The sequence below is a fragment of the Amycolatopsis nalaikhensis genome, assembly GCF_030264295.1.
Taxonomy (GTDB): domain Bacteria; phylum Actinomycetota; class Actinomycetes; order Mycobacteriales; family Pseudonocardiaceae; genus Amycolatopsis; species Amycolatopsis nalaikhensis.
The window spans coordinates 10,102,392-10,126,952 of sequence record NZ_CP127173.1 but is presented as its reverse complement, the minus strand read 5'-3'; the positions used below and the strand labels follow the sequence as shown (position 1 = coordinate 10,126,952).

At 72.7% G+C, this 24,561-nt stretch carries 20 protein-coding genes and 1 pseudogene; 6 read left to right on the top strand and 15 right to left on the bottom strand.

The window, feature by feature from the left end:
- Window positions 1-22: 22 nt before the first annotated feature.
- From QP939_RS49190 to QP939_RS49170, 5 genes and pseudogenes are all read right to left on the bottom strand, one after another.
- The gene (locus QP939_RS49190; protein WP_285453852.1) at window positions 23-1,627 is read right to left on the bottom strand and encodes an allophanate hydrolase; all 1,605 of its coding nucleotides are present in this window, start codon (window positions 1,625-1,627) and stop codon (window positions 23-25) included.
- Window positions 1,624-5,157 (bottom strand): urea carboxylase, encoded by a 3,534-nt coding sequence (uca, locus tag QP939_RS49185; RefSeq protein ID WP_285453851.1) that lies wholly within the window; start codon window positions 5,155-5,157, stop codon window positions 1,624-1,626. The genes QP939_RS49190 and uca overlap by 4 nt, the downstream gene beginning before the upstream one ends.
- Window positions 5,154-5,789 carry an urea amidolyase associated protein UAAP2 gene (locus tag QP939_RS49180; protein ID WP_285453850.1) on the bottom strand — a complete coding sequence of 212 codons (636 nt, stop codon included), beginning with the start codon at window positions 5,787-5,789 and terminating at the stop codon, window positions 5,154-5,156. Before QP939_RS49180 ends, uca begins: the two co-directional genes overlap by 4 nt.
- Complete coding sequence (locus tag QP939_RS49175) at window positions 5,786-6,619, bottom strand: urea amidolyase associated protein UAAP1 (RefSeq protein WP_285453849.1); 834 nt, start codon at window positions 6,617-6,619, stop codon at window positions 5,786-5,788. Before QP939_RS49175 ends, QP939_RS49180 begins: the two co-directional genes overlap by 4 nt.
- Before the next feature lie 10 nt (window positions 6,620-6,629).
- Window positions 6,630-8,097 (bottom strand): annotated as a pseudogene (locus QP939_RS49170) (amino acid permease).
- 176 nt (window positions 8,098-8,273) lie between these two features.
- Between QP939_RS49170 and QP939_RS49165 the strand changes: the two are divergent.
- Together QP939_RS49165 and QP939_RS49160 are read left to right on the top strand one after the other, a co-directional pair.
- On the top strand, window positions 8,274-8,939 hold the full coding sequence (locus QP939_RS49165) for a TetR/AcrR family transcriptional regulator (protein WP_285453848.1): 666 nt from the start codon (window positions 8,274-8,276) through the stop codon (window positions 8,937-8,939).
- Entirely contained in the window at window positions 8,939-9,982 is a 1,044-nt protein-coding gene (locus tag QP939_RS49160; protein ID WP_285453847.1) for a tetratricopeptide repeat protein, read from the top strand. Before QP939_RS49165 ends, QP939_RS49160 begins: the two co-directional genes overlap by 1 nt.
- A 122-nt stretch (window positions 9,983-10,104) precedes the next feature.
- Here the strand turns inward: QP939_RS49160 and QP939_RS49155 are convergent, their stop codons facing one another.
- The 3 genes from QP939_RS49155 to QP939_RS49145 all read right to left on the bottom strand — a co-directional run bounded on the left by QP939_RS49155 (window position 10,105) and on the right by QP939_RS49145 (window position 13,553).
- A complete protein-coding gene (locus QP939_RS49155; RefSeq protein ID WP_434219696.1) occupies window positions 10,105-11,328 on the bottom strand; it encodes an HRDC domain-containing protein in 1,224 nt (407 codons plus the stop codon).
- A 98-nt stretch (window positions 11,329-11,426) separates the two neighbouring features.
- A complete protein-coding gene (locus QP939_RS49150) occupies window positions 11,427-12,143 on the bottom strand; it encodes a response regulator transcription factor (RefSeq protein WP_033291604.1) in 717 nt (238 codons plus the stop codon).
- An 846-nt stretch (window positions 12,144-12,989) separates the two neighbouring features.
- On the bottom strand, window positions 12,990-13,553 hold the full coding sequence (locus QP939_RS49145) for a DUF3000 domain-containing protein (RefSeq protein ID WP_285453845.1): 564 nt from the start codon (window positions 13,551-13,553) through the stop codon (window positions 12,990-12,992).
- Window positions 13,554-13,641: 88 nt separating this feature from the next.
- Here QP939_RS49145 and hemE point away from each other — a divergent pair, with 88 nt between their 5' ends.
- The 4 genes from hemE to QP939_RS49125 all read left to right on the top strand — a co-directional run bounded on the left by hemE (window position 13,642) and on the right by QP939_RS49125 (window position 18,267).
- A complete protein-coding gene (gene hemE, locus QP939_RS49140) occupies window positions 13,642-14,712 on the top strand; it encodes a uroporphyrinogen decarboxylase (RefSeq protein WP_285453844.1) in 1,071 nt (356 codons plus the stop codon).
- Window positions 14,709-16,112 (top strand): protoporphyrinogen oxidase, encoded by a 1,404-nt coding sequence (gene hemG, locus QP939_RS49135; RefSeq protein WP_285453843.1) that lies wholly within the window; start codon window positions 14,709-14,711, stop codon window positions 16,110-16,112. The genes hemE and hemG overlap by 4 nt, the downstream gene beginning before the upstream one ends.
- A gap of 119 nt (window positions 16,113-16,231) precedes the next feature.
- A complete protein-coding gene (gene hemQ, locus QP939_RS49130; protein WP_285453842.1) occupies window positions 16,232-16,924 on the top strand; it encodes a hydrogen peroxide-dependent heme synthase in 693 nt (230 codons plus the stop codon).
- 8 nt (window positions 16,925-16,932) lie between these two features.
- Entirely contained in the window at window positions 16,933-18,267 is a 1,335-nt protein-coding gene (locus QP939_RS49125; protein ID WP_434219695.1) for a CoA transferase, read from the top strand.
- A gap of 123 nt (window positions 18,268-18,390) precedes the next feature.
- Here QP939_RS49125 and QP939_RS49120 read toward each other — a convergent pair whose 3' ends face one another.
- The 7 genes from QP939_RS49120 to QP939_RS49090 all read right to left on the bottom strand — a co-directional run bounded on the left by QP939_RS49120 (window position 18,391) and on the right by QP939_RS49090 (window position 24,528).
- Window positions 18,391-18,729 carry an SCO6045 C-terminal-like domain-containing protein gene (locus tag QP939_RS49120; protein ID WP_285453840.1) on the bottom strand — a complete coding sequence of 113 codons (339 nt, stop codon included), beginning with the start codon at window positions 18,727-18,729 and terminating at the stop codon, window positions 18,391-18,393.
- Window positions 18,726-19,526 carry an MbnB/TglH/ChrH family RiPP precursor modification enzyme gene (locus QP939_RS49115; RefSeq protein WP_285453839.1) on the bottom strand — a complete coding sequence of 267 codons (801 nt, stop codon included), beginning with the start codon at window positions 19,524-19,526 and terminating at the stop codon, window positions 18,726-18,728. Before QP939_RS49115 ends, QP939_RS49120 begins: the two co-directional genes overlap by 4 nt.
- Window positions 19,519-20,436, bottom strand: coding sequence for a TIGR04222 domain-containing membrane protein (locus tag QP939_RS49110; RefSeq protein WP_285453838.1), 918 nt, complete (start codon window positions 20,434-20,436; stop codon window positions 19,519-19,521). The genes QP939_RS49115 and QP939_RS49110 overlap by 8 nt, the downstream gene beginning before the upstream one ends.
- 67 nt (window positions 20,437-20,503) lie before the next feature.
- Entirely contained in the window at window positions 20,504-21,412 is a 909-nt protein-coding gene (locus QP939_RS49105) for a TIGR04222 domain-containing membrane protein (RefSeq protein WP_285453837.1), read from the bottom strand.
- A gap of 74 nt (window positions 21,413-21,486) precedes the next feature.
- The gene (msrB, locus tag QP939_RS49100; RefSeq protein ID WP_285453836.1) at window positions 21,487-21,909 is read right to left on the bottom strand and encodes a peptide-methionine (R)-S-oxide reductase MsrB; all 423 of its coding nucleotides are present in this window, start codon (window positions 21,907-21,909) and stop codon (window positions 21,487-21,489) included.
- A gap of 19 nt (window positions 21,910-21,928) precedes the next feature.
- Complete coding sequence (locus tag QP939_RS49095) at window positions 21,929-22,234, bottom strand: hypothetical protein (RefSeq protein ID WP_033261879.1); 306 nt, start codon at window positions 22,232-22,234, stop codon at window positions 21,929-21,931.
- Window positions 22,235-22,932: 698 nt separating this feature from the next.
- The gene (locus tag QP939_RS49090; protein ID WP_434219613.1) at window positions 22,933-24,528 is read right to left on the bottom strand and encodes a serine/threonine-protein kinase; all 1,596 of its coding nucleotides are present in this window, start codon (window positions 24,526-24,528) and stop codon (window positions 22,933-22,935) included.
- Window positions 24,529-24,561 lie beyond the last annotated feature (33 nt).

The window sequence follows — 24,561 nt, the reverse complement described above, 5'->3', positions numbered from 1 at the left end:
GTCGGCCGGTGGCGCAACCGGTTTACCGCGCGCCCACGTGCGCCAGCCAGCCGCCCTTCGCCGAGATGTCCTCCGCGCCTTCGGTCGCCGCCGGTTCGCACAGGAAACCGGACACCGACGAGCCGTCCGCCAGCACCACCTTCCCGATCGCCAGCGGCGCCGGGATCTTCGAGACGAACTCGCCGAAACCGCGCACCGGCAGCTCCCACACCTCCGCGGCGATCGAAACCCCGCCGTCGGACACCCGCACCAACCCGGGCTTCGGCGGCACCGTGTCCAACGCGAACAGCCGGTAGGACGCGGCCGTCGACACCGCCGCGACGAACCGGCCGCCCCGGGACGTCAGCTCGTGGTTCAGCGGCTGCCCGCGCAGGTGGGCGCCGACCACCACGATCGGGATCCTTTCGGCCCGCAGTTCCGCCAGCGCCGCCAGCTTCAGGTCGTCGTGCGGGGCGCCGACCAGCATCACGCCGAACGGGCGCCCGTCGACCGTGCCCGCCGGGACCGCCAGCGCGGACAGCCCGAACAGGTTGGTCGAGTTCGTGAACCGGCCCAGCCGCGCGTTGACCGCGACCGGGTCCGCGGCCACCTCGGCGATCGTGGGGTGCTCGGTGGTGGTCGGCACCAGCAGCGCGTCGACGCCCGCCAGCGCGGCCACTGCCTCGGCCCGCAGCCCGGCCAGCGCCGCCTGGTCGGCGAACAGCTGGTGCGCGCGGATCTCGCGGCCCGCGGTGATGATGCCGTGCACCACCGGGTCGCAGTCGTCCGGGTGCGCGTCGAGGAATTCGCCGACCGCCGTGTACCGCTCGGCGACGAACGCGCCGCCGTAGAGCAGCCGAGCCGCGTCCAGGAACGCCGAGATGTCCACTGTGGTCACTTCGGCGCCCGCCGCGGCGTAGTCCTCGATCGCGGCCGCGAACGCCTCCGCCCAGCCGGGTGCCAACGGCCCCAGCTGGTCCGGGGACGGCACGCCGAGCCGGAACCGTCCCGTGTGGACCTGCGCGGGCTCGGCCAGGCAGGTCAGCGCGAACGCCGCCTCCTCGACCGTCCGCGCGAACAGCGACACGCAGTCGATGCTCGCGCACGCGGGCACGACACCCTCGGTCGGCAGCAGCCCCGGGGTCGGCTTGAGCCCGACGATCCCGTTGAACGCCGCCGGAACCCGGCCCGAACCCGCGGTGTCGGTGCCCAGGGCCAAGTCCGCGATGCCCAGGGCGACCGCCACCGCCGAACCGGAACTGGACCCGCCCGAGACGTACGCCGGGTCGACCGCGTTGCGGACCGCGCCGTACGGGCTGCGCGTCCCGACCAGCCCGGTCGCGAACTGGTCGAGGTTGGTCGTGCCGAGCACCAGCGCCCCGGCCGCCCGCAGCCGCGCGACGACCGGCGCGTCGGCCTCCGGCTTGGAGGCGTAGGCCGGGCAGCCCGCCGTCGTCGGCAGGCCCGCGACGTCGATGTTGCCCTTGACCGCGACGACCTTGCCGTAGAGCGGCGACCCGCGTTCTTCCAGCGCGGCGGCCTCGGCAACGACGTCGGCCTCGGGCCGCAGGTCGATCCAGATCTCCGGCCGGTCCACCTGCTCGATCCGGCGGTAGGCGGCCCGCACCCGCTCGACGGCGACGTTCATCCCAGCACCACCAACGGGGTTCCGGGGGCGACCTGGTCACCGGGGGACACGAGCACTTCGACCACCTCTCCGCCCGCCGGCGCGGGGATCCGCGCCTCGGTCTTCATCGCCTCCAGCGTCACCAGGGACTGCGCGTCCTCGACGCGTTCGCCCGCGGTGACGTCGACCCGCCACACCGTCGCGGCGAACGGCGCCTCCACGACGTGCCCGCCCGGAGGCGCCTCGACCCGCGCGGGCGGCCGGGTGACCGGCTCCGGCTTCGGGTCGAACTCACCGGCCGCGGCCCACGCCCGCCGCTCCGCCTCGAACGCCGCGGACTGCGTCGCCCGGAACTCCGCGATGCTGTCCGCGTTGTCCGCCAGGAACTTCTGGTAGTCCGCCAACGCGAACGTGCCCTCGGTCGTGTCGATTTCCAGCTGCCCGGACGCGCTCCGCGCCCGCAGGTCCAGCAGTTCCTCGGCCGACACGGGGTACCAGGAGATCCGGTCGAAGAAGCGCAGGTTCCACGGCTGGTTCCCGCCGCGCCAGCTGTTCCACACCTGCACGGTCCGCCCGACGAACTGGTAGCCGCCCGGCCCTTCCATGCCGTAGATGCAGAGGTAGGCGCCGCCGATGCCGACGGAGTTCTCCGCCGTCCACGTCCGCGCCGGGTTGTACTTCGTGGTCACCAGGCGGTGGCGCGGGTCGAGCGGCGTCGCCACCGGCGCGCCGAGGTAGACGTCGCCGAGGCCGAGCACGAGGTACTCCGCATCGAACACGGTCCGGTATACCTCGTCCACACTGGACAGGCCGTTCACCCGCCGGATGAACTCGATGTTCCACGGGCACCACGGCGCGTCGTCGCGCACGCCGGTCATGTACCGCTCGATCGCCTCGCGCGTGGCCGGGTCGTCCCACGACAGCGGCAGCCGGACGCTGCGGCTCGGCACGACGAGGTCGTGCGTCGGCGGCAGGTCCCGCTCCAGCTCGCGCACCAGCCCGAGCGCCTTGCCGACCGGCAGCGCGTCCGGGTCGACGTGCACCTGCAGCGACCGGATGCCCGGCGTCAGGTCGACGATCCCCGGCACGCCCTCGGCGGCCAGCCGCTCGGCGAGCGCGTGCACCCGCATCCGCAGCGCCAGGTCGAGCTTCATCTCGCCGTACTCGACGAGCAGGTTGTCGTCGCCGCTGCGGCGGTAGGTCACCGACGGCTCGGCGTCCGAAGCGGGCAGTCGCGCGAGGACGCCGCCGTCGTGCCGGGCGTCCCTCGTGGACGTCACGGCCGACGCGGGCCGCCGTCGCAGCGCCGCCGCGTGGTCGGCGTCGATCGGGACGAACCGCACGGTGTCGCCCGGCCGCAGCTGCCCGAGCTTCCATCGCTCGCCGGTCGCGACCGTGGCCGGGCAGACGAACCCGCCCAGGCTGGGGCCGTCCGGGCCGAGCAGGATCGGCAGGTCACCGGTGTAGTCGACGGCGCCGATCGCGTACGGCGTGTCGTGGATGTTCGACGGGTGCAGGCCCGCCTCGCCGCCGTCCGCGCGCGCCCACCGCGGCCGCGGCCCGACCAGCCGCACGCCGGTGCGCGCCGAGTTGAAGTGCACCTGCCAGTCGGTGGCGTAGAACGTGTCGACGTCTTCGGGGGTGAAGAACTCCGGGGCCGCGTGCGGCCCTTCGAGCGCGCCGATCGTCCACTGGGGAGCGAACACCGGCCGGTCCGCGACCGGCACCGGGCCGACGACCGGATCCGCGGGCGCCGCGCCGGGCCGCAGGACGTCGCCCGCGGCCAGGGCACGGCCGCCGTGGCCGCCGAACCCGCCCAGGGTGAACGTCGCCGCGCTGCCGAGGAACTCCGGCACGTCGACGCCGCCGCGGACCAGCACGTAGCTGCGCAGCCCGGCCGTGCACGCCCGGACGTCGAGCGTGGCGCCCGCGGGCACCTCGACGGGCGTCCACAGGGGAACTTCGGCGCCGTCGACGAGCACCGTCGTCGGCGCGCCGGTGACGCACACCTGGGTGGCGTGCGAGAACCGCAGGGCCACGCCGTCCACAGTGCACTCCAGGCCGGGCGCGCCTTCGGGGTTGCCCAGCGCGAGGTTGCCCAGGCACAGCGAAAGGTCGTCCATCGGACCGCTCGGCGGCACCCCGACGTGCCAGAAGCCGGTGCGGCCCGGCCAGTCCTGCACGGTGGTCATCGTGCCGCCGCGGACGACGTCGAGCCGCGGTTCGGCGTCCTCGATGTCGTCCAGAGTGGACGTGTCGTGCCGGGCGGCGCCGAACGCGGCGTCGGCCGCCGCCGCGCGCAGCTGCCCGAGGTTGGTCCGTACGCCGTCGACCCGGGTCGTCGCCAAGGCCGCTCGCAGGTTCGCGAGCGCGTCCGCGCGGTCGGTGCCGGTGCAGATCACCTTGGCCAGCAACGGGTCGTAGTGCGTGGTGACGGTCGTGCCCGCCTCGACCCAGGTGTCCACGCGGGTGCCTTCGGGCAGCGTGACGCGGGTGACGAGACCCGCGCTCGGCCGGTGCCCGGCGCTCGGGTCTTCGGCGTACACGCGGGCTTCGACGGCGTGGCCGCGCGGCACCGGCACCGCGCGGAACATCGCGCGGTCGCCCTGGGCGAGCCGCAGCATCCAGGCGACGAGGTCGACGCCGTAGACGGCTTCGGTGACCGGGTGCTCGACCTGGAGCCGCGTGTTGACCTCGAGGAACGCGGCCTCGCCGCGCTCGGGGTCGTAGACGTACTCGACGGTGCCCGCCGAGCGGTAGCGCACCGACGAGCACAGCGCGACGGCCGAGTCGACCAGCTCCTTCCGGACGTCTTCCGGGAGGTCCGGTGCCGGGCACTCCTCGACGACCTTCTGGTTGCGCCGCTGCAGCGAGCAGTCCCGCGTGCCCAGGGCCAGCACCTCGCCGAGGCCGTCGCCGAACACCTGGACCTCGACGTGCCGGGCGCGCGTCACCAGGCGCTCCAGGAAGACCCCGGAGCTGGCGAAGCTCTTGGCCGCGACGCTGCGGACGGTCTCCCAGGCGGCGCGCAGCTCGTCCGGCGACGCGCACGCGCGCATCCCGATGCCGCCCCCGCCGCCGGTCGCCTTGAGCATCACCGGGTAGCCGATGTCGTCCGCGCGGGCGAGCGCCTCGTCCACATCGGACAGCAGGCCGGTGCCCGCCAGCAGCGGCACGCCCGCCGCGATGGCCGCCTCGCGCGCGGTGTGCTTGCTGCCGAACACCTCCAGGTGCTCGGGCGACGGCCCGGCGAACGCGATCCCGGCGTCCTCGCAGGCCCGCGCGAACGCCGCGTCCTCGGACAGGAACCCGTAGCCGGGGTGCACGGCGTCGCAGCTGGTTTCCAGCGCGGCGGCGATGATCGCGTCGGCGCGGAGGTAGCTCTCCGCGGCCGGGGCCGGGCCGAGCCGCACGGCCCGGTCGGCCAGGCGCACGTGCGGGGCGAGGCGGTCGGCGTCGGAGTACACGGCGACGGTTTCGAGGCCCAGTTCGCGGGCGCTGCGCAGGATCCGGACGGCGATCTCGCCGCGGTTGGCGACGAGCAGCCTCACGCCCTGCCTCCGGGGGACGTGACGACCATCCGGACCGGCGTCGGGTCGAAGCCGTTGCAGGGGTTGTTGATCTGCGGGCAGTTCGACACGAGGACCAGCACGTCGGTCTCGGCGCGGAGCCGGACTTCGAGGCCCGGGGCGGAGATCCCGTCGACGATGCCGAGCGTGCCGTCTTCCTCGACCGGCACGTTCATGTACCAGTTGACGTTGCTGACCAGGTCGCGCTTGCCGAGCCCCCACTTCGCGCCTTCGCTGAGGAAGTTCTCGACGCAGGCGTGCTGGAACCGGGTGTGCTGGCCGTAGCGGAGGCTGTTGGACTCCTTGCTGCAGGCGCCGCCGATCGTGTCGTGGCGCCCGCAGGTGTCGGCGACGACGGTGAGCAGCGGCGCGCCTTCCTGGGTGCGCAGGACGCTGCCGGTGGTGAGGAAGATGGTGCGCTGCGCGGCGATCGTGGCGGCGGCGCTGTAGCGCTTCGAGGTGTCGTTCGCGTCGTAGCAGAGGAAGTCGACGGCCTGGTTGCCGCCCAGGTCGACGATCGTCAGCTCCTGGCCCTGCTTGAGCACCGTCGAGAACGGGGCGCGCGCGGGGACGTCGTAGCTGATCTCCAGCTGGGACTCGTACGCCGTGCTCATGCGATCCCCCGGGCGGTCAGGTAGTCGGCGGTGTTCTCGAAGGCACGCTGGGCCTCCGGCGTGTGCGTCCATTCCGGACTGTCCGGGGTGGACGGGTGGTCGCGCCAGGCGAGCACTTCGAGCTTCGTCGCGGAGTAGTCCGGGCGCGGGTCGACCGGGTGCGGCACGTTGGCGATCAGCACCACCGACGGGATCTCGATCCGCAGGTCGACGGACTTCCCGGCACCCGCGGAACCGGTGAACTCCAGCCCGCCTTCACGCTGGACCCGCACGCCCTGGAAGAACGAGAGGCTCGGCGGGAGGTCGCGCGGGCCCAGGCCGTTCTTGGCCCCCGCCAAGGTGAACAGCGCCAGCCCGGCGGGGGAGGGGCCCTGCGGGGAGCCGTCGCCGTAGCGCTCGGTGTTGCCGTCCACAGTGGACGTCCCGCACAAGGCGTCGTGCCGTCCGCTCTCGTCGCCGACGATCGTGGCGAGCACGCGGGCCTGATCCGACAGCAACGCCACCTTCTCGCCGAGGTAGGCGTTCCACTGGACCTTGACCGTGTCGGCGACGTTCAGCCGCTCCCACGGCTGGTCGGCGTTGAACAGCAGCAGGTGCGCGCAGGCGTCGCCGTCGACGTCGGTCAGCCGCAGCCGCGTGCCGCGGGCCAGGACCTTGTGCGTGTAGCCGCCCCCGGCCACGGTCTCCGCCCAGGTCAGCGCCTCGGGAGCGACGCCGGGGGGCGGTGACGGCCACGTGCTCGCCGGGATCGACGGCATCGTTTCGACCACGGTGCCGGCCTGGGCCCGGGCGTGGTTCCGGGCGCCGTAGGTGGTGGCGGTGGTGCTCATGGACGTCCTCTCAGATCGCGGGTTCGAGGGCGGGAGCGGGGCGCAGCCGCAGCCAGCAGAGCCAGCCGATCACCAGTGCGCCGCCGACGAACTCTATCGGGAACAGCAACATCCAGGGGGAGCCCGAACCGCCCAGGTCGTAGATCTCCGCGCGGGGCCAGGCGATGTTGACGATCATGGCGATTCCGTAAAGCACGGCTGCCCCGTTCAGCGGAACACCCCAGCGTCCCAACGAGAACCGGCCGGGCTCGGCGGGGAACCGCCCGCGGAGCCGCTTCACCAGCAGCGGCCCGGTGACCAGCAGGTAGGCCAGGTAGACGACCACCACCGACGTCCCGGTGATCGTGCTGAACAGCCTCGGGTTGCCGACGTTGAGCAGCAGCAGGGCGATGGCGAGCGCGCCGGACAGCAGCGCGGGCGCGACCGGTGTCCCGGTGCGGAGGCTGACCGACGAGAGCCGGGACGAGCCGGGCAGCGCGCCGTCGCGGGCCATGGCGTAGACCAGCCGGACGGTGCCGGTCTGGATGGTGAGGGTGCAGACGACGACGGCGATCGCGACGTCGGCGAGGAAGATCCGGCCGAGGGTGTCGCCGAAGACGGCGGTGATCACGTACGGCAGGCCGTGCCCGGCGAGCTGCCCGTCGGTGAGGCTCGGCGCGGCCATCAGCGCGGTGACGACGACGGCCAGCCCGCCGATCCCGGAGACGAGCACGGCGCGCAACACCGCTCGCGGCGCCGTCCTTCGCGCGTCCTTGGTTTCTTCGGCGACCGACGCGGCGGTGTCGAAGCCGTAGAGGACGTACGCGGCCATGAGCGCCGAAGCGAGCACGCCGCCGATCCCGGCGCTCGTGCCCGGGGCGTCGTGCAGGACGACCTGGGGCCCGCGGACGGCGAAGAGGCCCAGCCCGGTGATGAGGACGAGGACGCCGAGCAGTTCGGCCGCGACGCCGACGTCGTTGATCCGGGCCATCAGGCGCACCCCGCCGGCGTTGACGGCGGTGGTGAAGACGAGCAGCAGCGTGCCGAGCAGGACGGCGTTGGCCGCGCCGGTCGGCGACGTCACCGAGGGGTCGCCACCGACGAGCTGGAAGCCGTCCCAGACGGACGGCAGCACGACCTGCAGCGCGATCGCGGCGGCGGCGAGAGCGACGACGCAGCCGAGCAGCATCATCCAGCCGGCGAGCCAGCCGAGGAAGCCGCGGCTGAGCTGTTTCGCCCACTGGTACACGGATCCGGCGAGCGGGTAGCGCGCGGCCAGCTCGGCGAAGACCAGGGCGACGAGCAGCTGGCCGCCGAGGACGACCGGCCACGTCCAGAAGAAGAGCGGGCCGCCGAAGGTGTAACCGAAGCCGAAGAGCTGGAAGACGGTGGTGAGGATCGAGACGAAGGAGAAGCCGGCGGCGAAGGCGGAGAACCCGCCCAGCGACCGGCGAGCTTTGACGGTAGCCGAACGGGGCGAGTTCGTCGGGTGCTGACATGGGGGCTCCTTGGTTTCTGTCGCTCGACAGAAATTAAGTCGCCGTCACGACGCGGTGATCTCCAGCGCGTTAGGGGCTCGTTAACGGAGGTGCCGACGGGCCGTCAACACCGACATCCGGGCGTAACCGCACCTCCGTGCGGGTGTGCGGGCGGCGGACCTGGCAAGATCACGCCCGTGGTCAAAGGGGCGGGGGTCGGCAGGCCCAGGGCGAGCGGAGCGGCGGCGAACCGGCCGGACGCGCGCCAAGCGGTGCTCGACGCGGCGGGCGAGCTGTTCACCGGAGCCGGCTATGCGGCGACGACGACGCGCGCGATCGCCGAACGGGCGGGGTTGCGTCAGGCGTCGCTCTACTACCACTTCCCGGCGAAGGAAGACATCCTCGCGGCGTTGCTGGCCGAGACGGTCCGGCCGTCGTTGGCGTTGGCGGCGCGGCTGGTGGCGGGCTCGGCCCCGGCGGCGGTCCGGTTGTGGGCGCTGGCGTACGCGGACATCGGGTTGCTCGGCGGGGCCCGGCACAACCTGGGCGCGTTGTACCTGCTGCCGGAGGTGGCGTCGCCCAACTTGGCCCGGTTCCGCACGGAGCGGGCGGAGCTGAAGGCGGCGTACGGCCGCCTGGTGGCGGCGACGGGCGTGCCCGCGGAGGCGGCGGCGACCCGGACGGACCTGGTGTTCGGCTTGGTGGAGAGCATCGCGGTGATCCGCCGCGACGACCCGGCCCTGGACGTCGAGGCCCACGTGCGAGAAGGCGCCGACGGGGTGGTGCGGCTCGTCGGGCTGCCCGAGCCGTCGGACGAGTTCCGCGCCGAGGCGCACACGCTGCTCGCCACGCTGACCGAGTGATGCCCGCGCCCGACCGGCTGCGGGGCGAGATCGCTTGGCTGAGCGCGAAGTTGCAGCGACGTCGCCGCCAGGACGACCTGACGTCGCTCGACTTGCGGGCGCAGATCGCGGACCGGCTCACGGAGCTGCGCGACCCGGGGGCGGAGGCGTGGCTGCGGGCGCTGGTGGCGGACCAGAGCCGCGTCCTCGGCGAGCGGCACCGCGCGACGCTGGCGACGTGGTACCTCATCGCCGTGCGCTGCTCGCAGACCGGGCGGGTGGAGGAGGCGGTGCAGCTGTACTCGTCGGTCCGGGCGGCGTACGCGTACGTGCGGGGGCCGGACGACGAGTCGGTCGCGCAGTGCGGGCACGCGATCGCGGTGGCGCTGGCCGACGCCGGGCGTTACGCCGAGGCGATCGAGGCGTGCCGGGCGGTGGGCGGCGCGGACGTGACTTACGACCTCGCCCGGTCGCAGGTTTCGCTGGCGAGGTACGACGAGGCCGAGGAGACGCTGCGGGCGGCGCCACCCGAGTGGGCGGAAGTGGTCCAGGTCGTGCGCTGGCGGATCCAGGCGGAGCTGGGTGCCCCCGGCCCGCTGATCGAGGGCATGCGCGCCCAGCTGGCGGCGGGCTCGGGTGACGTCTCGTCGGCTCGGCTGTGGCTGGCGTACGGGTTGCTGCTCGCGGGCGAGTTCGAGGACGCGGCGGCGGAGGCGTCGGCTGTCGTGGCGGCTCGGGTCGTGCATCCGGGGCCCGACGACGGGTTGACGTGGGAGGCGCGGGTGGTGTTGAGCCGCACTTTGGCGGAGACGGACCGGTTGGCGGACGCGGACCATTACGCGCGGGCCGCGCTGGCTGCCGCGCCGTGGCCGCCGGGGTATCCGGAGCTGGTCCGGGCGCAGGCGGTGGTGGCGCGGGTGCACTTTCGCCGAGGGGAGTGGGCTGATGCGGTGGAGGCGTACGGGTATGCGGTGGAGGGGTTCGAGCAGGTGCTCGGCGGCGGTCACCCGGAGACGCTGAGGGCGGCGGAGTCCTTGGAGGCGGCCCGCGAGGCGGCGGGCTGAGGCGGCTCGCACTCGGTGGGCGGCTTGGTCGCGGGTGGCCCGGCCGCCGCCGCTGGGCGGCGAGCTGAGCCCTGGTTCCGCGGTGGGTGGCTTGCTGGAGGCCGGCCGGTCGCCGAGGAACCTCAGGAAGCCGTCGTCTGCAGGGCCTTGCTCAGGACCGCCGCCGTCAGTTCCACCTGCCACGGCCTGGCTCCACCCGCCCGCAGGGTCTCCGCCACCGAGTCCTCGTCCGTTTCCGCCGGGGGCCGCCAGCACGTCCTGCGGACCAAATCCGGCAGCAGCAGGTTCTCCACCGGCAGGCGCCGGTCCTCGGCGATCGCCGTCAGCGCCGCCCGGGCCGCCGACAGGCGGGCCGCCGCGTCCGGGTCCTTGTCCGCCCAGCGGTTCACCGGGGGCGGGCCGTCCGTCGGCTGCGATGGCGATGGCAGCTCCGAACTCGGGAGCGCGCGGGCCGCTTGCAGGTGGCGCAGCCAGCTCGCCGTGTACTTGCGCTGGACCCGGCCGCTGAACACCGGCAGCGCCTGCAGCTCCTCGACCGTCTTCGGGTCCGCCGTCACCGCGTTGATGATCGCGCTGTCCGGGAGGATGCGGCTCGGCGCGCGGTCGCGCTTGCGGGCCAGCTCGTCGCGGGCCTGCCACAGCTCGCGGACCGCCGCCAGGCCGCGCGGGTTGCGGATCTTGTGCACCCCGGACGTCCGGCGCCACGGCTCGGCGCGCGGGGCGGGCGGCGGGGCCGTCCGCACGAACTCGAACTCCTGCCGCGCCCACTCCAGCTTGCCCTGGGCGCCCAGCTCCGCCTCCAGCTTTTCGCGCAGCTGGATGAGCAGCTCGACGTCGAGGGCCGCGTAGTTGAGCCAGTCGACCGGCAGCGGCCGCTTCGACCAGTCCGCCGCGCTGTGCCCCTTCTCGAGCGTGTAGCCCAGCAGGAGCTCGACGAGCGTCCCCAGCGCCACGCGCTCGTAGCCCGCCAGCCGTCCGGCCAGCTCGGTGTCGAACAGCGCCGCCGGGCGCAGGTCCAGCTCGGCGAGGCAGGGGAGGTCCTGGGAGGCCGCGTGCAGCACCCACTCCAGGTCGTTGAGGACTTCGCGCAGCGGCTGGAGGTCGTCGGCCAGGGCGATCGGGTCGATCAGCACTGTGCCGGAACCCTCGCGGCGCAGCTGCACGAGGTAGGCCTTGGGCCAGTACCGGTAGCCGGACGCGCGTTCGGTGTCGACGGCGACCGCGCCGGTGCCCGCGGCGAGTCTCGCGCACGCTTCGGCGAGCGCGTCTGAATCAGTGACCACCGGGGGCGTGCCCTCGGCGGGTTCGCGTAGCAGCACAGGGCCGCCCGTGGACTCGATCTCCATCCCGGTGTCCTCGGCCTCTGCACTTCCCATGGATGACGACCCTACGGGACGGGCATACCGCGCCTGGTCTGCCCGCCCCGCAGGGCTGTTCGCTTGCGTCAGCGGATCACGCCGGCCCGCATGGCCAGCGCCACCATCTGGGCCCGGTCGCCCGTGCCGAGCTTGCGCCCGATCCGGGACAGGTGGGACTTGACGGTGAGGGCGGAGAGCGATAGCTCCTCGCCGATCTCCTTGTTGGACTGCCCGTCGGCGACCAGCTGGAGCACCTCCACCTCACGAGCGGACAGCTCGCGCGGGGTGTTGTCGGTGCCCGCGACGCGGGTCCCGGTGGCCAGCACCGGAGCCACGCTCGGGTCGGCGTAGACGCCGCCCTCGAGCACGCGCCGCACGCCGTCGGTCACCACGACCGGCGACGCCGACTTCAGCAGGTACGCCTGGGCCCCGGCCTGGAAGGCCGAGCGGACCGCGTACGGGTCGTCCGAGGATGCGAGTACCACCACGCGCGGCCAGCCGTGGCTACGGAGTTCCGTGACCAGCTCGATGCCGCTGCCGTCCGGCAGTCCGAGATCGAGGATCGCGAGGTCACAAGGCCCGGTGGCCTGTGCTCGCGCCCTCGCCTCGGCCACCGTGGCGGCCTCGTGGACGGTGCCCGCACCCATCTGTGCGAGTCTTGCTGCGATTGCCTCCCTCAACAGCGGGTGGTCATCGACCACCAACACGGAAAAGAGCTCTTCCCGCGGGTGCGGAACCATGCTCGCCGGCAACGCGCCGGCTGGCGTGGATCGGACGGCCTGAGATAAGCCGACGGTAGCCACGTCACTACCTCCCTGGAGTCGGTCGTGCCCCCCGACCGGCACCGGGACCTTCGGCCGTTCAGCCGCGCCAGCTTTAGACCGAAAGTGGTGTCGTCGAAGGCACTGTAGCCGCCCGAGGGCCGTTGCGGGGGGATCGAATGGGTATCTATCTCAAACGAACAGTCACTCAGTGGGTTCGTCGTAACACGATCGGGCTAGTACACGGCGGGTTGTTAACGGATAGCCCAGCGAACACGATGCTAAGAAGTTACCGGCGTCCAAATGGCCGTGCAGATGAGGTGTGCAGCTTCCGGTGCGCCTAGTGACGGGGGTCCGGATGGGGGCCCGCGGCCGCCGGAATGTGGCTCCGGCCGGGGCATGATCAACTTCGCTCGGTGGCCGTCGCGGGCCGCTGCGAACCTCGGAACGGTGACTGTCCGTGTCGCCCGGGGCTGATCTCCGGGCCGGGAACGCCGAGTTGATCTTGTAGCGGTGCGTGACCGGGTCATCTCACGAACGGGGGCACGTCGCGAGACGTGAAACGGCCTCAGGAACGGCGTGGGTGGTCCGCCGGGGTCTGCCGTTGTCCGGACCATTCCGCCCGCGCAGCGGGGCGCTTGCGGCCGATCGGCGGTTCCCGTTGGGTTGGACGGCGTTCAGTGGACGTGAATTTTGCTCACATCCGGACAAGGTGCCGCGCCGGGGCCGGGCGGTCGCGCCTCGCCGTTGCCGTTTCGTTGCCGACGATCGCCCGAACGCCCGCCGCCGGGAGGTCGCGAATGACTCATTCGGGACCACCGACGTCGCGAATGAGTCATTCGCGACGTCTTGGGCGCCGAGGGGAGGGGGAGCGGGCGGCGCGCCGGGTCAGGAGCTCTGGCGCTGCCCGAAGAGGGTCACGCCGACCGGCGGCAGGCCCACGACGCTGGCCATCACCTGGCAGAAGGCCTGCCCGTGGGGCAGCAGCCCGGCGTCCGTCGGCGTCCAAGACGCCCGCAGCTCCAGGTCGTCGGTCCGGGCGGGCCCGGAGATGTCGCCGAAGCGGGCCGACGACGTCTCGGTCACCGTGCCGCCCAGCGCCTTCCAGCTCGCGCCCGACACCTCCAGCGCGTCGGTCAGCCACGACCAGCCCACCGCGGGCAGGAACGGGTCGGTCGCCAGCTCGCGGTCCAGCTCCGCGCGCACGTACATGACGAGGCGGAGCACGCCGTCCCAGCCGTCCTGGCCGTCCGGGTCGTGCAGCAGGACCAGCCGGCCCGAAGCCAGCACGTCCGCGGGGCCGGACACCTCGCAGCTGACCGCGTACGACCACGGCGCGAGCCGCTGCGGCGGGCGCATCGGCTCCAGCAGCACCTCCCGGCGGGGCCGGACGGACTGCAGCGCCGCGACTGCTTCGCGGAAGAGTTCGGGCACTGGCGTCATCGCGGTCACGCACCGACTTTAGGGCGGACACGGCCCGTTGCGGGCGCAGGCGCGCCGATGGAAGCACCGTCCCCGGCTCGTGGCACGATTGACGGCGATGTCTCCGACCACGCCCCTGCCGCAGCAAGCCGCCCCGTCCGGCCGCCGCGAGCTGCCCGAAGCCCCGTTCCTGGCCGCCGCGCGCGGCGAACGCCCGGCCCGCACGCCCGTCTGGTTCATGCGCCAGGCCGGCCGCTCGCTGCCCGAGTACCGCGCGCTGCGCGAGGGCGTCCCGATGCTCGACGCCTGTTTCGACCCCGAGATGCTCGCCGAGATCACGCTGCAGCCGGTCCACCGCCACGGTGTCGACGCCGCGATCCTCTTCAGCGACATCGTCGTGCCGCTCAAGGCCGCGGGTGTCGACATCGACATCGTCCCCGGCACCGGCCCGGTGGTCGCGGCGCCGGTGCGCGACCTCGCCGCCGTCAAGGCGCTGCCGGAGCTGGCGGCCGAGCAGGTCTCGAAGGTCGCCGACGGCGTCGGGCTGCTGGTCGAGCGCCTCGGCGAGACGCCGCTCATCGGCTTCGCGGGCGCGCCGTTCACGCTGGCCAGCTACCTCATCGAGGGCGGGCCGAGCCGCAACCACGAGCACACCAAGGCCCTGATGCACTCGTCGCCGGAGCTCTGGCACGAGCTGGCCGATCGCCTGGCCGACACCGCGCTGACGTTCCTGCGCGCCCAGCTCGACGCCGGGGTCGACGCGGTCCAGCTGTTCGACTCCTGGGCGGGTGCGCTGTCCGAGCGGGATTACCGCGAGTTCGTCCTGCCGCACTCGACGAAGGTCCTCGCCGGGGTCGCGGAGTACGGCGTGCCGCGCATCCACTTCGGCGTCGGCACCGGCGAGCTGCTGGTCGCGATGCGCGACGCGGGCGCCGACGTCGTCGGCGTCGACTGGCGCATCCCCCTCGACGAAGCCGTGCGGCGCCTCGGCGGCAAGGCCGTCGTGCAGGGCAACCTCGACCCGGCGCTGCTGCACGCGTCGTGGCCGGTGCTCGAAGCGGAGGTCCGCCGGATCGTCGAAGAGGGCAAGGCGGCCGACGGCCACATCTTCAACCTGGGCCACGGCGTGCTGCCGGGTGTCGACCCCGACGTGCTGACCCGCGTGGTCGGGCTGGTGCACGAGCTGTGAAGCGCGTCGCGGTCGTCGGGGGCGGCGTTTCCGGGCTGACCGCGGCCTACCGCCTGCGGCGCCTGCTCGGCCCCGAGGCCGAGATCACCGTCTTCGAGAAGACGAAGACCCCGGGCGGCAAGCTGCGCACGGCCGAGCTGGCCGGCGTGCCCTACGACGTCGGCGCGGAAGCCTTCCTGGTCCGCCGTCCCGAGATGCTCGGGCTCGTCGGCGAGATCGGGCTCGACGTCGTCAACCCGACGAAGGCCCGCGCGAAGATCCACGCCGGTGGCAGCGTCACCGGGCTGCCGCCGGGCACCATCATGGGCGTCCCGGCGTCGGCCGAATCAGTCGCCGGGGTGCTGTCGGAGGCGGGGCGCCGGGCCGTCGAGGCCGAGCCGTCGCTGCCCGAACTGCGCTTGCCGAGCGGGGACCTGCCACTGGGGCCATTGCTGCGCGAACGGTTCGGTGACGAGCTGGTCGACCGGCTCGTCGACCCGCTGCTCGGCGGGGTCTACGCGGGTGGCGCGGACGGTCTCGGCCTGCGCGCGACCATGCCGGGCCTGGCCGCGGCGGTGGCCGCGGGCGCCGGTTCGCTGACGGCGGCCGCGAAGGCACAGCTGCCCGCTTCACCGGGGACGGCTCCGGTGTTCGGCACGGTGCCCGGTGGCCTGGGCACGGTGATCGACCGGCTCACCGAGCTGTCCGGCGCCGACGTGCGGACCGGGCTGCCGGTGTGCGAGCTCACGCGGCACGGCGCGGGTTGGCGGCTGCGCATCGGCGCGGCCCCGACCGCGCACGCGCCCGCGGACAACACGGTGGAGGCCGACGCGGTCGTCCTCGCGGTCCCGGCGCCCTCGGCGCGGCGGCTCCTGGCCGACCTGGTGCCCGCGGCGTCGGCGGCGTTCGGCGAGGTCGAGCTGGCGTCGATGGCCGTCGTCGCGCTGGCGTTGCCGCCCGGCACACCGCTGCCCGACGCGTCGGGGATCCTCATCGGGCAGGGCGAGTGCGACGCCGCGGGCAAGCCGTACGCGGCGAAGGCGTTCACGTTCTCTTCGCGGAAGTGGGCGCACCTCGGCACGGGCCCGGTGCTGGTCCGCGGCTCGGTCGGCCGGTTCGGCGAACCCGGCGCGCTGCGCGCCGACGACGTCGAGCTGGTCCGCGTGGTCCGCGACGACCTCGCGCGGCTGACGGGCATCACGGCGGCGCCGATCGAGACGCTGGTGACGCGGTGGGGCGGCGGTCTCCCGCAGTACGGCGCCGGGCACCTCGAGCGGGTCGAGCGGATCGAGAAGGCCGTCGCGGAGATCCCGGGGCTGGCGATCGCCGGGGCGACGCTGCACGGTGTCGGGCTGCCCGCCTGCGTCGCGACCGCGGAGGCCGCCGCGCACCGGATCGCGGCCCACCTTTCCGCGAGCTGAAGGGGACTTTCCTCGCATCAGATGCGAGGAAAGTCCCCTTCAGCGCGTGTGACGCGATGAACGTCCCCTTCAGCCCACCCGTGGGGGCGCGCGCGGCGCCGCGGTGACAGGATGGAGCCATGGCGCGGGTCAACTACAACGAGCTCAACGACACCATCCGCTACACCACCTGGTCGGTCTTCCGGATCGAACCGGGCAGGCTGGGCGAGGACCGCGGGACCGCCGGCCGCGAGACGACCGAGTACCTCGACGGTCTCGAGGCCAAGGGCGTCGTCGTCCGGGGTGTCTACGACGTCTCCGCCCTGCGCGCCGACGCCGACTACATGATCTGGTGGCACGCCGAGGAGATCGAGCAGGTCCAGGCCGCCTACTCCGGCTTCCGCCGCACGCCGCTGGGCCGCGCGTCGACGCCGGTCTGGAGCCAGACCGCGCTGCACCGGCCGGCCGAGTTCAACAAGAGCCACATCCCCGCCTTCCTCGCGGGCGAAGAGGCGCGGAAGTACATCTGCGTCTACCCGTTCGTGCGGTCGTACGAGTGGTACCTGCTGCCGGACGCCGACCGTCGCAAGATGCTCGCCGACCACGGCAAGGAAGCCCGCGACTACCCGGACGTGCGCGCCAACACCGTCGCCTCGTTCGCCCTCGGCGACTACGAGTGGATCCTCGCCTTCGAGGCCGACGAGCTGCACCGGATCGTCGACCTGATGCGCCACCTGCGCGGCACCGAGGCGCGGCTGCACGTGCGCGAGGAGATCCCGTTCTACACCGGCACCCGCGTGCCGCCCGCCGAGCTCGTCGCGGCCCTGCCGTAGTGCGCGAGATCCTGGACGGCGTCTGGCGCGCCCTCACCGGCTCGCGGCCGGGAGCGGTCGAGCTGACCGGCGCCGAAGACGTGCTGCCCGGCCCGTACCGGGTGGCGGCGGCCGCGACGGCGTCCGTGGCCGCGGCGACCCTGGCGGCGGGCGAAATGCTGAAGCTGCGCGGGATCGAGCCGGGCACGGTCACGGCGGACACGCGCCACGCGGCGGCGGCGTTCCACAGCGAGCAGCTGTTGCGCGTCGACGGCGTGGGCGCGGAGTCGGTGTGGGCACCGTTGTCGGGCAACTACCGCGCGGCCGACGGCTGGGTCCGCCTGCACTGCAACTACCCGCGCCACGAAGCCGGGGTGTGCTGGGGCCTCGGCGTCCCCGGCAGCCGGAGTGCGGTGGCGAAGGCCGTGGCCGGGCGGAGCGCGCGAGAGGTCGAGCACGCGGTCGTCTCCGCCGGGGGAGCGGCCGCCGAGCTGCGCTCGCCAGAGGAGTGGGCGGCGCACCCGCAGGGTTCCGCGGTGGCTTCGCTGCCGCTGGTTTCGCTGGAGCCGGTGGGCGCGGCACCGAAGCGGACGTTGTTCTACTCGGACCGGCCGCTGGGCGGGGTCCGGGTGCTGGAGCTGACGCACGTGCTGGCCGGGCCGGTGGCCGGGCGGGTACTGGCGGCGCACGGAGCGGACGTCCTGCACATCGGCGCGGCGCACCTGCCGCGGGTCGAGGCACTGGTGCGCGACACGGGCCAGGGCAAGCGATCGGCGTTCGTGGCACTGGACACCGAGGGCGGCCGCGCGCGGCTGAAGAAGCTGATCAGCCGGGCCGACGTGCTGGTGCAGTCGTTCCGGCCGGGCGCGTTGGAGCGGATCGGGTTCGGGCCCGCCGAGCTGGCCGCGCTGCGGCCGGGCTTGGTGATCGCGGACTTGAGCGCGTACGGCTGGGAGGGGCCGTGGGCGCGGCGGCGCGGGTTCGACAGCCTGGTGCAGATGTCGAACGGCATGGCTTGGGATTCCTCGGGTGAGCCGTCGCCGCTGCCGGTCCAGGCGCTGGACCACGGAACGGGCTGGCTCACGGCGGCGGCGATCATGACGGCGTTGCGGCGGCAGGTGACCGAGGGTGGGACCTGGCGGGTGCGGCTGTCGTTGGCCGGGACTGGGCGGTGGCTGGATTCCTTGGGGCGTAAGGATTCTGGGGCCGTTGAGGTGGATTACAGCGACCTGCTCGAAGAAGCCGACAGCGGCTACGGGCGGTTGACGCGGGTCCGGATGGCCGGTGGGCTGCCGGGCGCCGAGCCGCACTGGGACTTCGGGACACGGCTGCCGGGAGTCGACAAACCGACCTGGAACCCCTGACTCACCGGCCGGAAAGCAGCCCCCACCCGCTCCGGGGGTCCGGCCCCGCTCCCATTTTACCGCCGGGGGCCGACAAGAACCCGGGACCGCGGCCGGTTGTCCACATCACGGCCAGGCTGTGGATCAGCGGCGCCGCAACCGTTCCCGCAACCCCCGCCGGGGCTTCGGCAGGTGGCCTCGTTCGATCAACCACGTCACGAACTCGTCCGCGTAAGCCCCGGACCGCTCGGTGTCCCGCTTCGGCCGCCCAGCGTTGAACTCCGCGAACAACTCCCCGAACCGGTCCCCGAGCGCCTCGGCCAACTCCGGCCGCTGGTACGCCAGGACCCGCCCGTGCTTCCGGCGCAGCACCTGAGCCTCCACCCGCAGCCGAGACGCGTCGAAACCCGCCGGAGGAGGGCCGTCCGCCAGCAACGCCTGCAGCAACTCCGCCTGCCGCCGCGCCAGGTCCTCGCGGCTCACACCGTCACCGCCGCCCGCAACGCCGCCAGCTCCGCGGCCAGCTCGTCGTCCGTCGGGTAGTCGTCGTCGCGCTCCAAGAGCACTCCCGGTGGGTCCGTTCGGCGGCGCAGCTCCACCAGCAACTCCAGGACCTCCGGCAGCACCGGGTGCGCGTGCGTGTCGTGGTACACGCCGTCTCGCTCGATGCCGCCCGCCATGTGCACGTACGCCAGCCTCTCCCACGGGATGCCGTCGAGGAACGCCGCCGGGTCCGTGCCGATGTTGCGGGCGTTCGCGTACAGGTTCGCCACGTCGATGATCAAGCGGCAGTCCGTGCGCTCGGTCAGCTCCGTCAGGAACTGTTCCTCGGTCAGCTCGGCGTCCGGCCAGTCCAAGACCGCGGCGATGTTTTCGAGGGCCAGTGGCACGTCCACAATGGACTGCGCCAGCCGGACGTTGGCCACCAGGACGTCGAGTGCCTCGCGGGTGCGGGGGAGCGGCATCAGGTGCCCCGAGTCGAGCCCGCCCGCGCGCACGAAGCACACGTGGTCGCTCACCAGCGGCGCGTCCAGGGCCCGCGCGATCTCCGCCAGGTGCTGGACGCGCCCCGTGTCGAGCGGCTCCGCCCCGCCGAGCGACAGCGAGACGGCGTGCGGCATCACCGGCAGCCCCCGCTTCCGCAACGCCACCAGCGTCTCCGGGAGGTGGTCGGCGTGCAGGTTCTCCGCGACCACCTCGACCCAGTCGACCCCCGGCAGCCGGGCGATGGACAGGTCCAGCTCGTGCCGCCAGCCGATCCCGATGCCGAGCTCACCCACCGCAGCCACCGCCACCGCACGAGGACCCGCACGAAGACCCGCCGCTGCACGACGACGAACTCGAGCAGGACGACCCGCTGCTGCAGGACGAACCGCCGCCCGACGAGCCGCCGCCGAACGACGTCGCCGGGGGCGTCAGCGCCGCGCTCAGCTCCTCGTCCGGGTACATCGCCCAGCCGCCCAAGGCCACCGCCGCCGCGGCGCCGCCGAGCAGCACCCCGCCGGCCAGCGCTCCGGCGGGCACCGGCCCGGACGTCGCCGTCCGCGCCTGGCCGAGCACCCGGTGCCCGGCCGCCGTCGGCTTGCGGGCGCCGGTCTTCGACCGCCGGACCGCGGCCACGATCGCCAGCACCGCCGCGACCAGCACCAGGAACACCAGGATCCCGACCGGGCGGCCGAGCGAGATCCCGTTGACCAGCCGGGCGACGCCCACCGCCAGCACGGCCAGCTGCAGCACCAGCCCGAACGTCCTGGCCCGCAGGATCAGCGCCGCCGAGACGAGCAGGCCGCGCTGGTCCAGGCTGTCCTCCAGGGCCCGCATCGCCGCCGATCCGCGGACCCGCCCGCGGATCGCCGAGGTCGTCTTCAGCTTCGCGACGTCGAAGACGGCTCGTTCCAGCGGCTCGGCCGGGCGCGTCCCGGTCTTGCTGAGCTGCTTGTAGCTGTTCACGCGCAGCTGCCCGCGTTCGACGAGGGCGGCGATCGCCGCGTCGACCGCCCGGTCGGGCCCGCCGGCCAGGAAGGCCAGCTGGTAGACCGTCGGCGGCGGGCCCGGCGGCGTCCGGTCGGCCCGCAGCGCCCGGCCGGCGAACACCGCGGAGACGACGACCCTGACCAGCAGGACCGCGCCGAGCAGCGCGATGTAGAGGACCACGAAATCCGGTCCGGAGATGCCCCACGGGTCGGTCATCGCCCGTCTCCCCTCAGTTCGATGCGGCTTACCGTAGCTGTGAGACGTGCGGGGTCGCGTCGGCGTTTCAACCGCCGCAGCCCCCGCCGCCACCGCCACCGCAGCCGCCGCCCCCGCCGCCGCACGAGCTGCCGCCGCCCCCGCAGGAGCTGCCGCCGTAGTAGCCGACGGCCGCGCCGCCCCCGGCGCTCGCCCACCGGGACCGGCGGCTCGAGTACGGCCGGGCCGTCGACGGCTGGGTGGCGCGGCTGAGGGCCAGCCGGACGTCCTTGTCGGGGTGGTTTTCGAAGCCGCTCGACGCGACGACGCCGGCCGGACCGGCCGAGAGCGTCCCGGCACGCCGCGCCTCCTCCGCGGCCGCGTGCCCCGCCTCCGTCGCCTTCACCTCGGGCGTGTTCGCGGCCTTCACCGTCGCGAAGACGGCCGCGACGGTGTTCAGCGCGAGCAGGCCCAGCAGGTAGCCGACCGGGTGCCCGCTCGCCGACCCGGCGATCAGGCGGACCACGCCGAGGAGGACCAGCGCCCAGTACGCCGCCGCGGTGAACACCCAGGTCGACCGCAGTTTCTTGACGTCGGTGAGCAGGCCGCGGGCGACCAGCCCGGACTCCAGCGCCGTCGCCGCGGGGTGCTGCCCCAGCTCGGTACGCACCCCGTCGATCGAGGCGCCGGTCTTGCCGATCCGCACGAGCGCGGCGCGGCCCAGTTCGTCGGCCGCCGTGCCGCGGACGCGGTGCAGCCTGCCGGAGCCGTCGAGCCGGATGCTCTGCTGCTCCAGCAGCCGCGCGACGACGAGCTCGGCGAGGCGCATCCGGCCGCCGGTCAGCAGCGCCAGCTCTTCGGCCCGCTCGGGAGTGCCGCCCGCGCGGCCGAGCACGAGCAGCTTCGCGCGCACCGCGGCGGACAGCGCCGGTACGAGCAGCAGGCCCAGGTAGAGGCCCGCGAACGCCGGTCCGGGAATACCCCAGGTGTCGGTCATGACTCCGCCCTCCCTCGTCCGTGTGCGGAGACTACGTGCGAGGAAGGGCGGCGGGTTGCCCTCTTAAGGGAGATTTAGGACTGGGGGACCAGCTTCAACGAGATCGAGTTGATGCAGTAGCGCTGGTCGGTCGGCGTCGGGTAGCCCTCGCCTTCGAAGACGTGCCCGAGGTGGCTGTGGCAGGAACCGCAGAGCACCTCGATCCGCTTCATGCCCATGGACCGGTCTTCGCGCAGCAGCACCGCGTCGGAGTCCGCCGGGTCGTAGAACGACGGCCAGCCGCAGTGGCTTTCGAACTTCGTGTCGCTGCGGAACAGCTCGGCACCGCACGCCCGGCACTCGTAGACGCCGGTGGTCTTCGTGTCGGTGTACTCACCGGTGAACGGCCGTTCGGTGCCCGCCTGGCGGAGGACGGCGTACTCGTCGGGGCTGAGCTGCTCGCGCCATTCCTGCTCGGACTTCACGACGCGCGGGGTCGCGCCGACAACGGGTTTCATACCTTTCACCCGATCCACGTTACGCCGCGAGCCAGGCGAGGGCGTGCACCACGATGTCCCATGCGGCGACGATCACGCCGAGCACGATGAGCACCACGATCAGGGCCGACACCCAGTAGCGCAGCCCGCCCAGGCGGTTGCTGGAGTCGGCGAAGTCGGCCACGCCGTCGAGCGCGGCTTCGATGGTGTAGTTGGGCCCGCAGCGCTCGATCCGGTCGAGGTGCTCGGCGAACGCGCGCGCCTCCGGGTCGTACGGATCCAGGCCGACCAGATCCTCGTGGAAGCGAGGATTCTGGCCCGGCAGCGAAGCTCCGTTGTCGGCCATGCCTCCACGGTAGGCCATGAGGGCCCGCCATGCACCAGACCACTCGGGTACATGACGGGCCCCTAAGCTGTTGATGTCGCCAGAACCGAACGGACCTGCAGTCGACGTTTCCTTACACGCAGACCTCAGGTGTTGAATACTGCGTTCCGTCTGTGTTGTCGAAAAGGATGCCGTGGTTGCATCCAGGGCCGACCCAGGTGTTCCAGGTTTGGCCGTAGATGTTGTGGTACGACATCTGGATGTTGGGCGATCCGAAGTAGGTACCTGCCGGGTTTACCCAGGTCAGATGCCCATTGATTGGGTTGGTGCTCAGTCGCTCATAGGTGATCTGGATCGAACCCTGCTGATTTACCGGAGTTACATAAATGCAAATAGATCCGGTTGGGTAATCGCGACAAGCGACCTTTTTCAGTGCGGCAGAATTGTTTATCGAGGTGGCAGATGCGGTGGATGTCAGTGTTAGTAGTCAGCCGAGTGTCGCGCTGATGAGCGCAAACAGTCTTTTTTGTGGAAACGACTTCATGAACCCCTCCTCGTTGGATATTTTCGACCATAGAGAGGGTGATCTTGGTTGGCAATGCTCTATCCGGGTTATCGCGCTTGACGCGTTGTAACAGCGGACCCTCGACGCCATGTGGCGGATTCAGGTTTCATGCAAATTTATGGCTCTACTTGACGATATGGTGCCTCGGAAGACCTCAGTCTTCCTGAATCCGGGTGTCCCCTGCGAGCATCAGGTTGCCACCGCCCGCGTCGAGGACGCGAACCTTGTTCTGCACCGAGCCGCCCCCCTTGAACGTGAGTGTGACCTGGATCTCGACCGAGTCATCAGGCTCGTTCGACCGCTTGTAGGCGCTGGCGCCGCCATAGCTCGACAGAGGATGGCTGGCCCAATACTGAGCGAACTGGTCCTCATCGCCGTAGACGGCTTGAGCGTCGGGCGTCAGCAGCGCCCACGCCGTTCCAGAGTTGCCGACACTTTTGTAGAAGTCGATAACCTTGTTGCCCGCCGGACCCCACTCGACTTTCCCGTTCGACGACACATTGGCTGTCGATGGAGCTGACGTGGGATTAGGCCTGGAGGTGGACCCGGCTGTAGCCGGTAGATTGCTCGTAGACTGCCCAGCCTGGGTGCCTCCCGTGCCGCCGCCGGAGTTCAGGACCAGGAACACGACCACCGCGACCACGACGACCGCGGCGCCCGCCCCGGCGAACAGCGCGTACTTGCGCTTGTTGTCCGGTTTCTGCGTGCCCGTCGAGTACTGGGGCGCCCTGGCCGTCGGGGCGGCCGCGGGCATCGGTCTGGGCGGCGTGTTCGGCGGCGCGGCGGGCGACCGCATCGGCATGAACGCCGCGGTCGGGCGCGGCGGGTTCGACGGCGCCTTGCCCGCCGCCACGGGCGTGCCCACCGGCGGCGACGAGGGAGCCTTCTGGTCGGTCCGCTGCCACGGCGGGCGCTCGCCACCGTCGGCGGGCGCGGCGGGCTTGCGGCCCGCGCCCCCGGCCAGCAGCGGCGGCGACGCCGACGTGCCGCCCGGCTCGGTCCTGGCCAGCGCGGCGAGCCGCTCGCGGGCCTCGGCCATCGACGGCCGCTCGGCCGGCTCGCTGCGCAGCAGGCTCATCAGCAGCGCGGTGGCCGCGCCCGCCTGCACCGGCGGGTTGATCTGGCCGTTCGCCGCCGCGTAGAGCAGGGCGAGCTGGTTGGTCGAGTTGCCGTACGGCGTGGTGCCTTCGATCGCCTGGTAGAGCGTCGCGCCGAGGGCGAAGACGTCGGAGCTGGGCACCGGGTCGGCGCCGCGCGCGAGCTCGGGCGCCAGGTAGGCGGGGGTGCCGCCGATCAGGCCGGTGGCCGTCAGCGTCATGTCGCCGGCCGCGCGCGAGATGCCGAAGTCGGTGATCTTCGCGGTGCCGGTCTCGTCGATGAGGATGTTGCCGGGCTTGACGTCGCGGTGCACGATCCCGGCGCGGTGCGCGGCGACCAGCGCCGACGCGACCTGCTCGCCGATCCGGGCGACGCGGCCCAGCGGCAGCGTGCCCTCCTCGGCGAGGATCGTGGAGAGGCTCGGCCCGTTCAGGTACTCCATCACCAGGCACGGGTCGCCGTTGTGCTCGGCGATGTCGAACACGACGATCGCGTTCGGGTGCTGGAAGCGGGCCGCGTTCTTCGCCTCGCGCATCGCGCGCTGGCGCATGTTGTCGCGCTCGGTCTCGGAGACGCCCGGCTGCGGGAGGATCTGCTTGATCGCGACGGTGCGCTCGAGGCGCACGTCGGTCGCGCGCCACACCACGCCCATGGCGCCACTACCAATGTGCTCGACGAGGCGGTA

What these genes read in the sequence shown, in the direction of transcription:
- QP939_RS49190 (WP_285453852.1), bottom strand. Translation starts at nt 1,627, where the DNA reads ATGAACGTCGCCGTCGAGCGGGTGCGGGCCGCCTACCGCCGGATCGAG.
- QP939_RS49180 (WP_285453850.1), bottom strand. Translation starts at nt 5,789, where the DNA reads ATGAGCACGGCGTACGAGTCCCAGCTGGAGATCAGCTACGACGTCCCC.
- QP939_RS49175 (WP_285453849.1), bottom strand. Translation starts at nt 6,619, where the DNA reads ATGAGCACCACCGCCACCACCTACGGCGCCCGGAACCACGCCCGGGCC.
- QP939_RS49160 (WP_285453847.1), top strand. Translation starts at nt 8,939, where the DNA reads ATGCCCGCGCCCGACCGGCTGCGGGGCGAGATCGCTTGGCTGAGCGCG.
- QP939_RS49155 (WP_434219696.1), bottom strand. Translation starts at nt 11,328, where the DNA reads ATGGAGATCGAGTCCACGGGCGGCCCTGTGCTGCTACGCGAACCCGCC.
- hemE (WP_285453844.1), top strand. Translation starts at nt 13,642, where the DNA reads ATGTCTCCGACCACGCCCCTGCCGCAGCAAGCCGCCCCGTCCGGCCGC.
- hemQ (WP_285453842.1), top strand. Translation starts at nt 16,232, where the DNA reads ATGGCGCGGGTCAACTACAACGAGCTCAACGACACCATCCGCTACACC.
- QP939_RS49110 (WP_285453838.1), bottom strand. Translation starts at nt 20,436, where the DNA reads ATGACCGACCCGTGGGGCATCTCCGGACCGGATTTCGTGGTCCTCTAC.
- QP939_RS49105 (WP_285453837.1), bottom strand. Translation starts at nt 21,412, where the DNA reads ATGACCGACACCTGGGGTATTCCCGGACCGGCGTTCGCGGGCCTCTAC.
- msrB (WP_285453836.1), bottom strand. Translation starts at nt 21,909, where the DNA reads ATGAAACCCGTTGTCGGCGCGACCCCGCGCGTCGTGAAGTCCGAGCAG.
- QP939_RS49095 (WP_033261879.1), bottom strand. Translation starts at nt 22,234, where the DNA reads ATGGCCGACAACGGAGCTTCGCTGCCGGGCCAGAATCCTCGCTTCCAC.
- QP939_RS49090 (WP_434219613.1), bottom strand. Translation starts at nt 24,528, where the DNA reads ATGGGCGTGGTGTGGCGCGCGACCGACGTGCGCCTCGAGCGCACCGTC.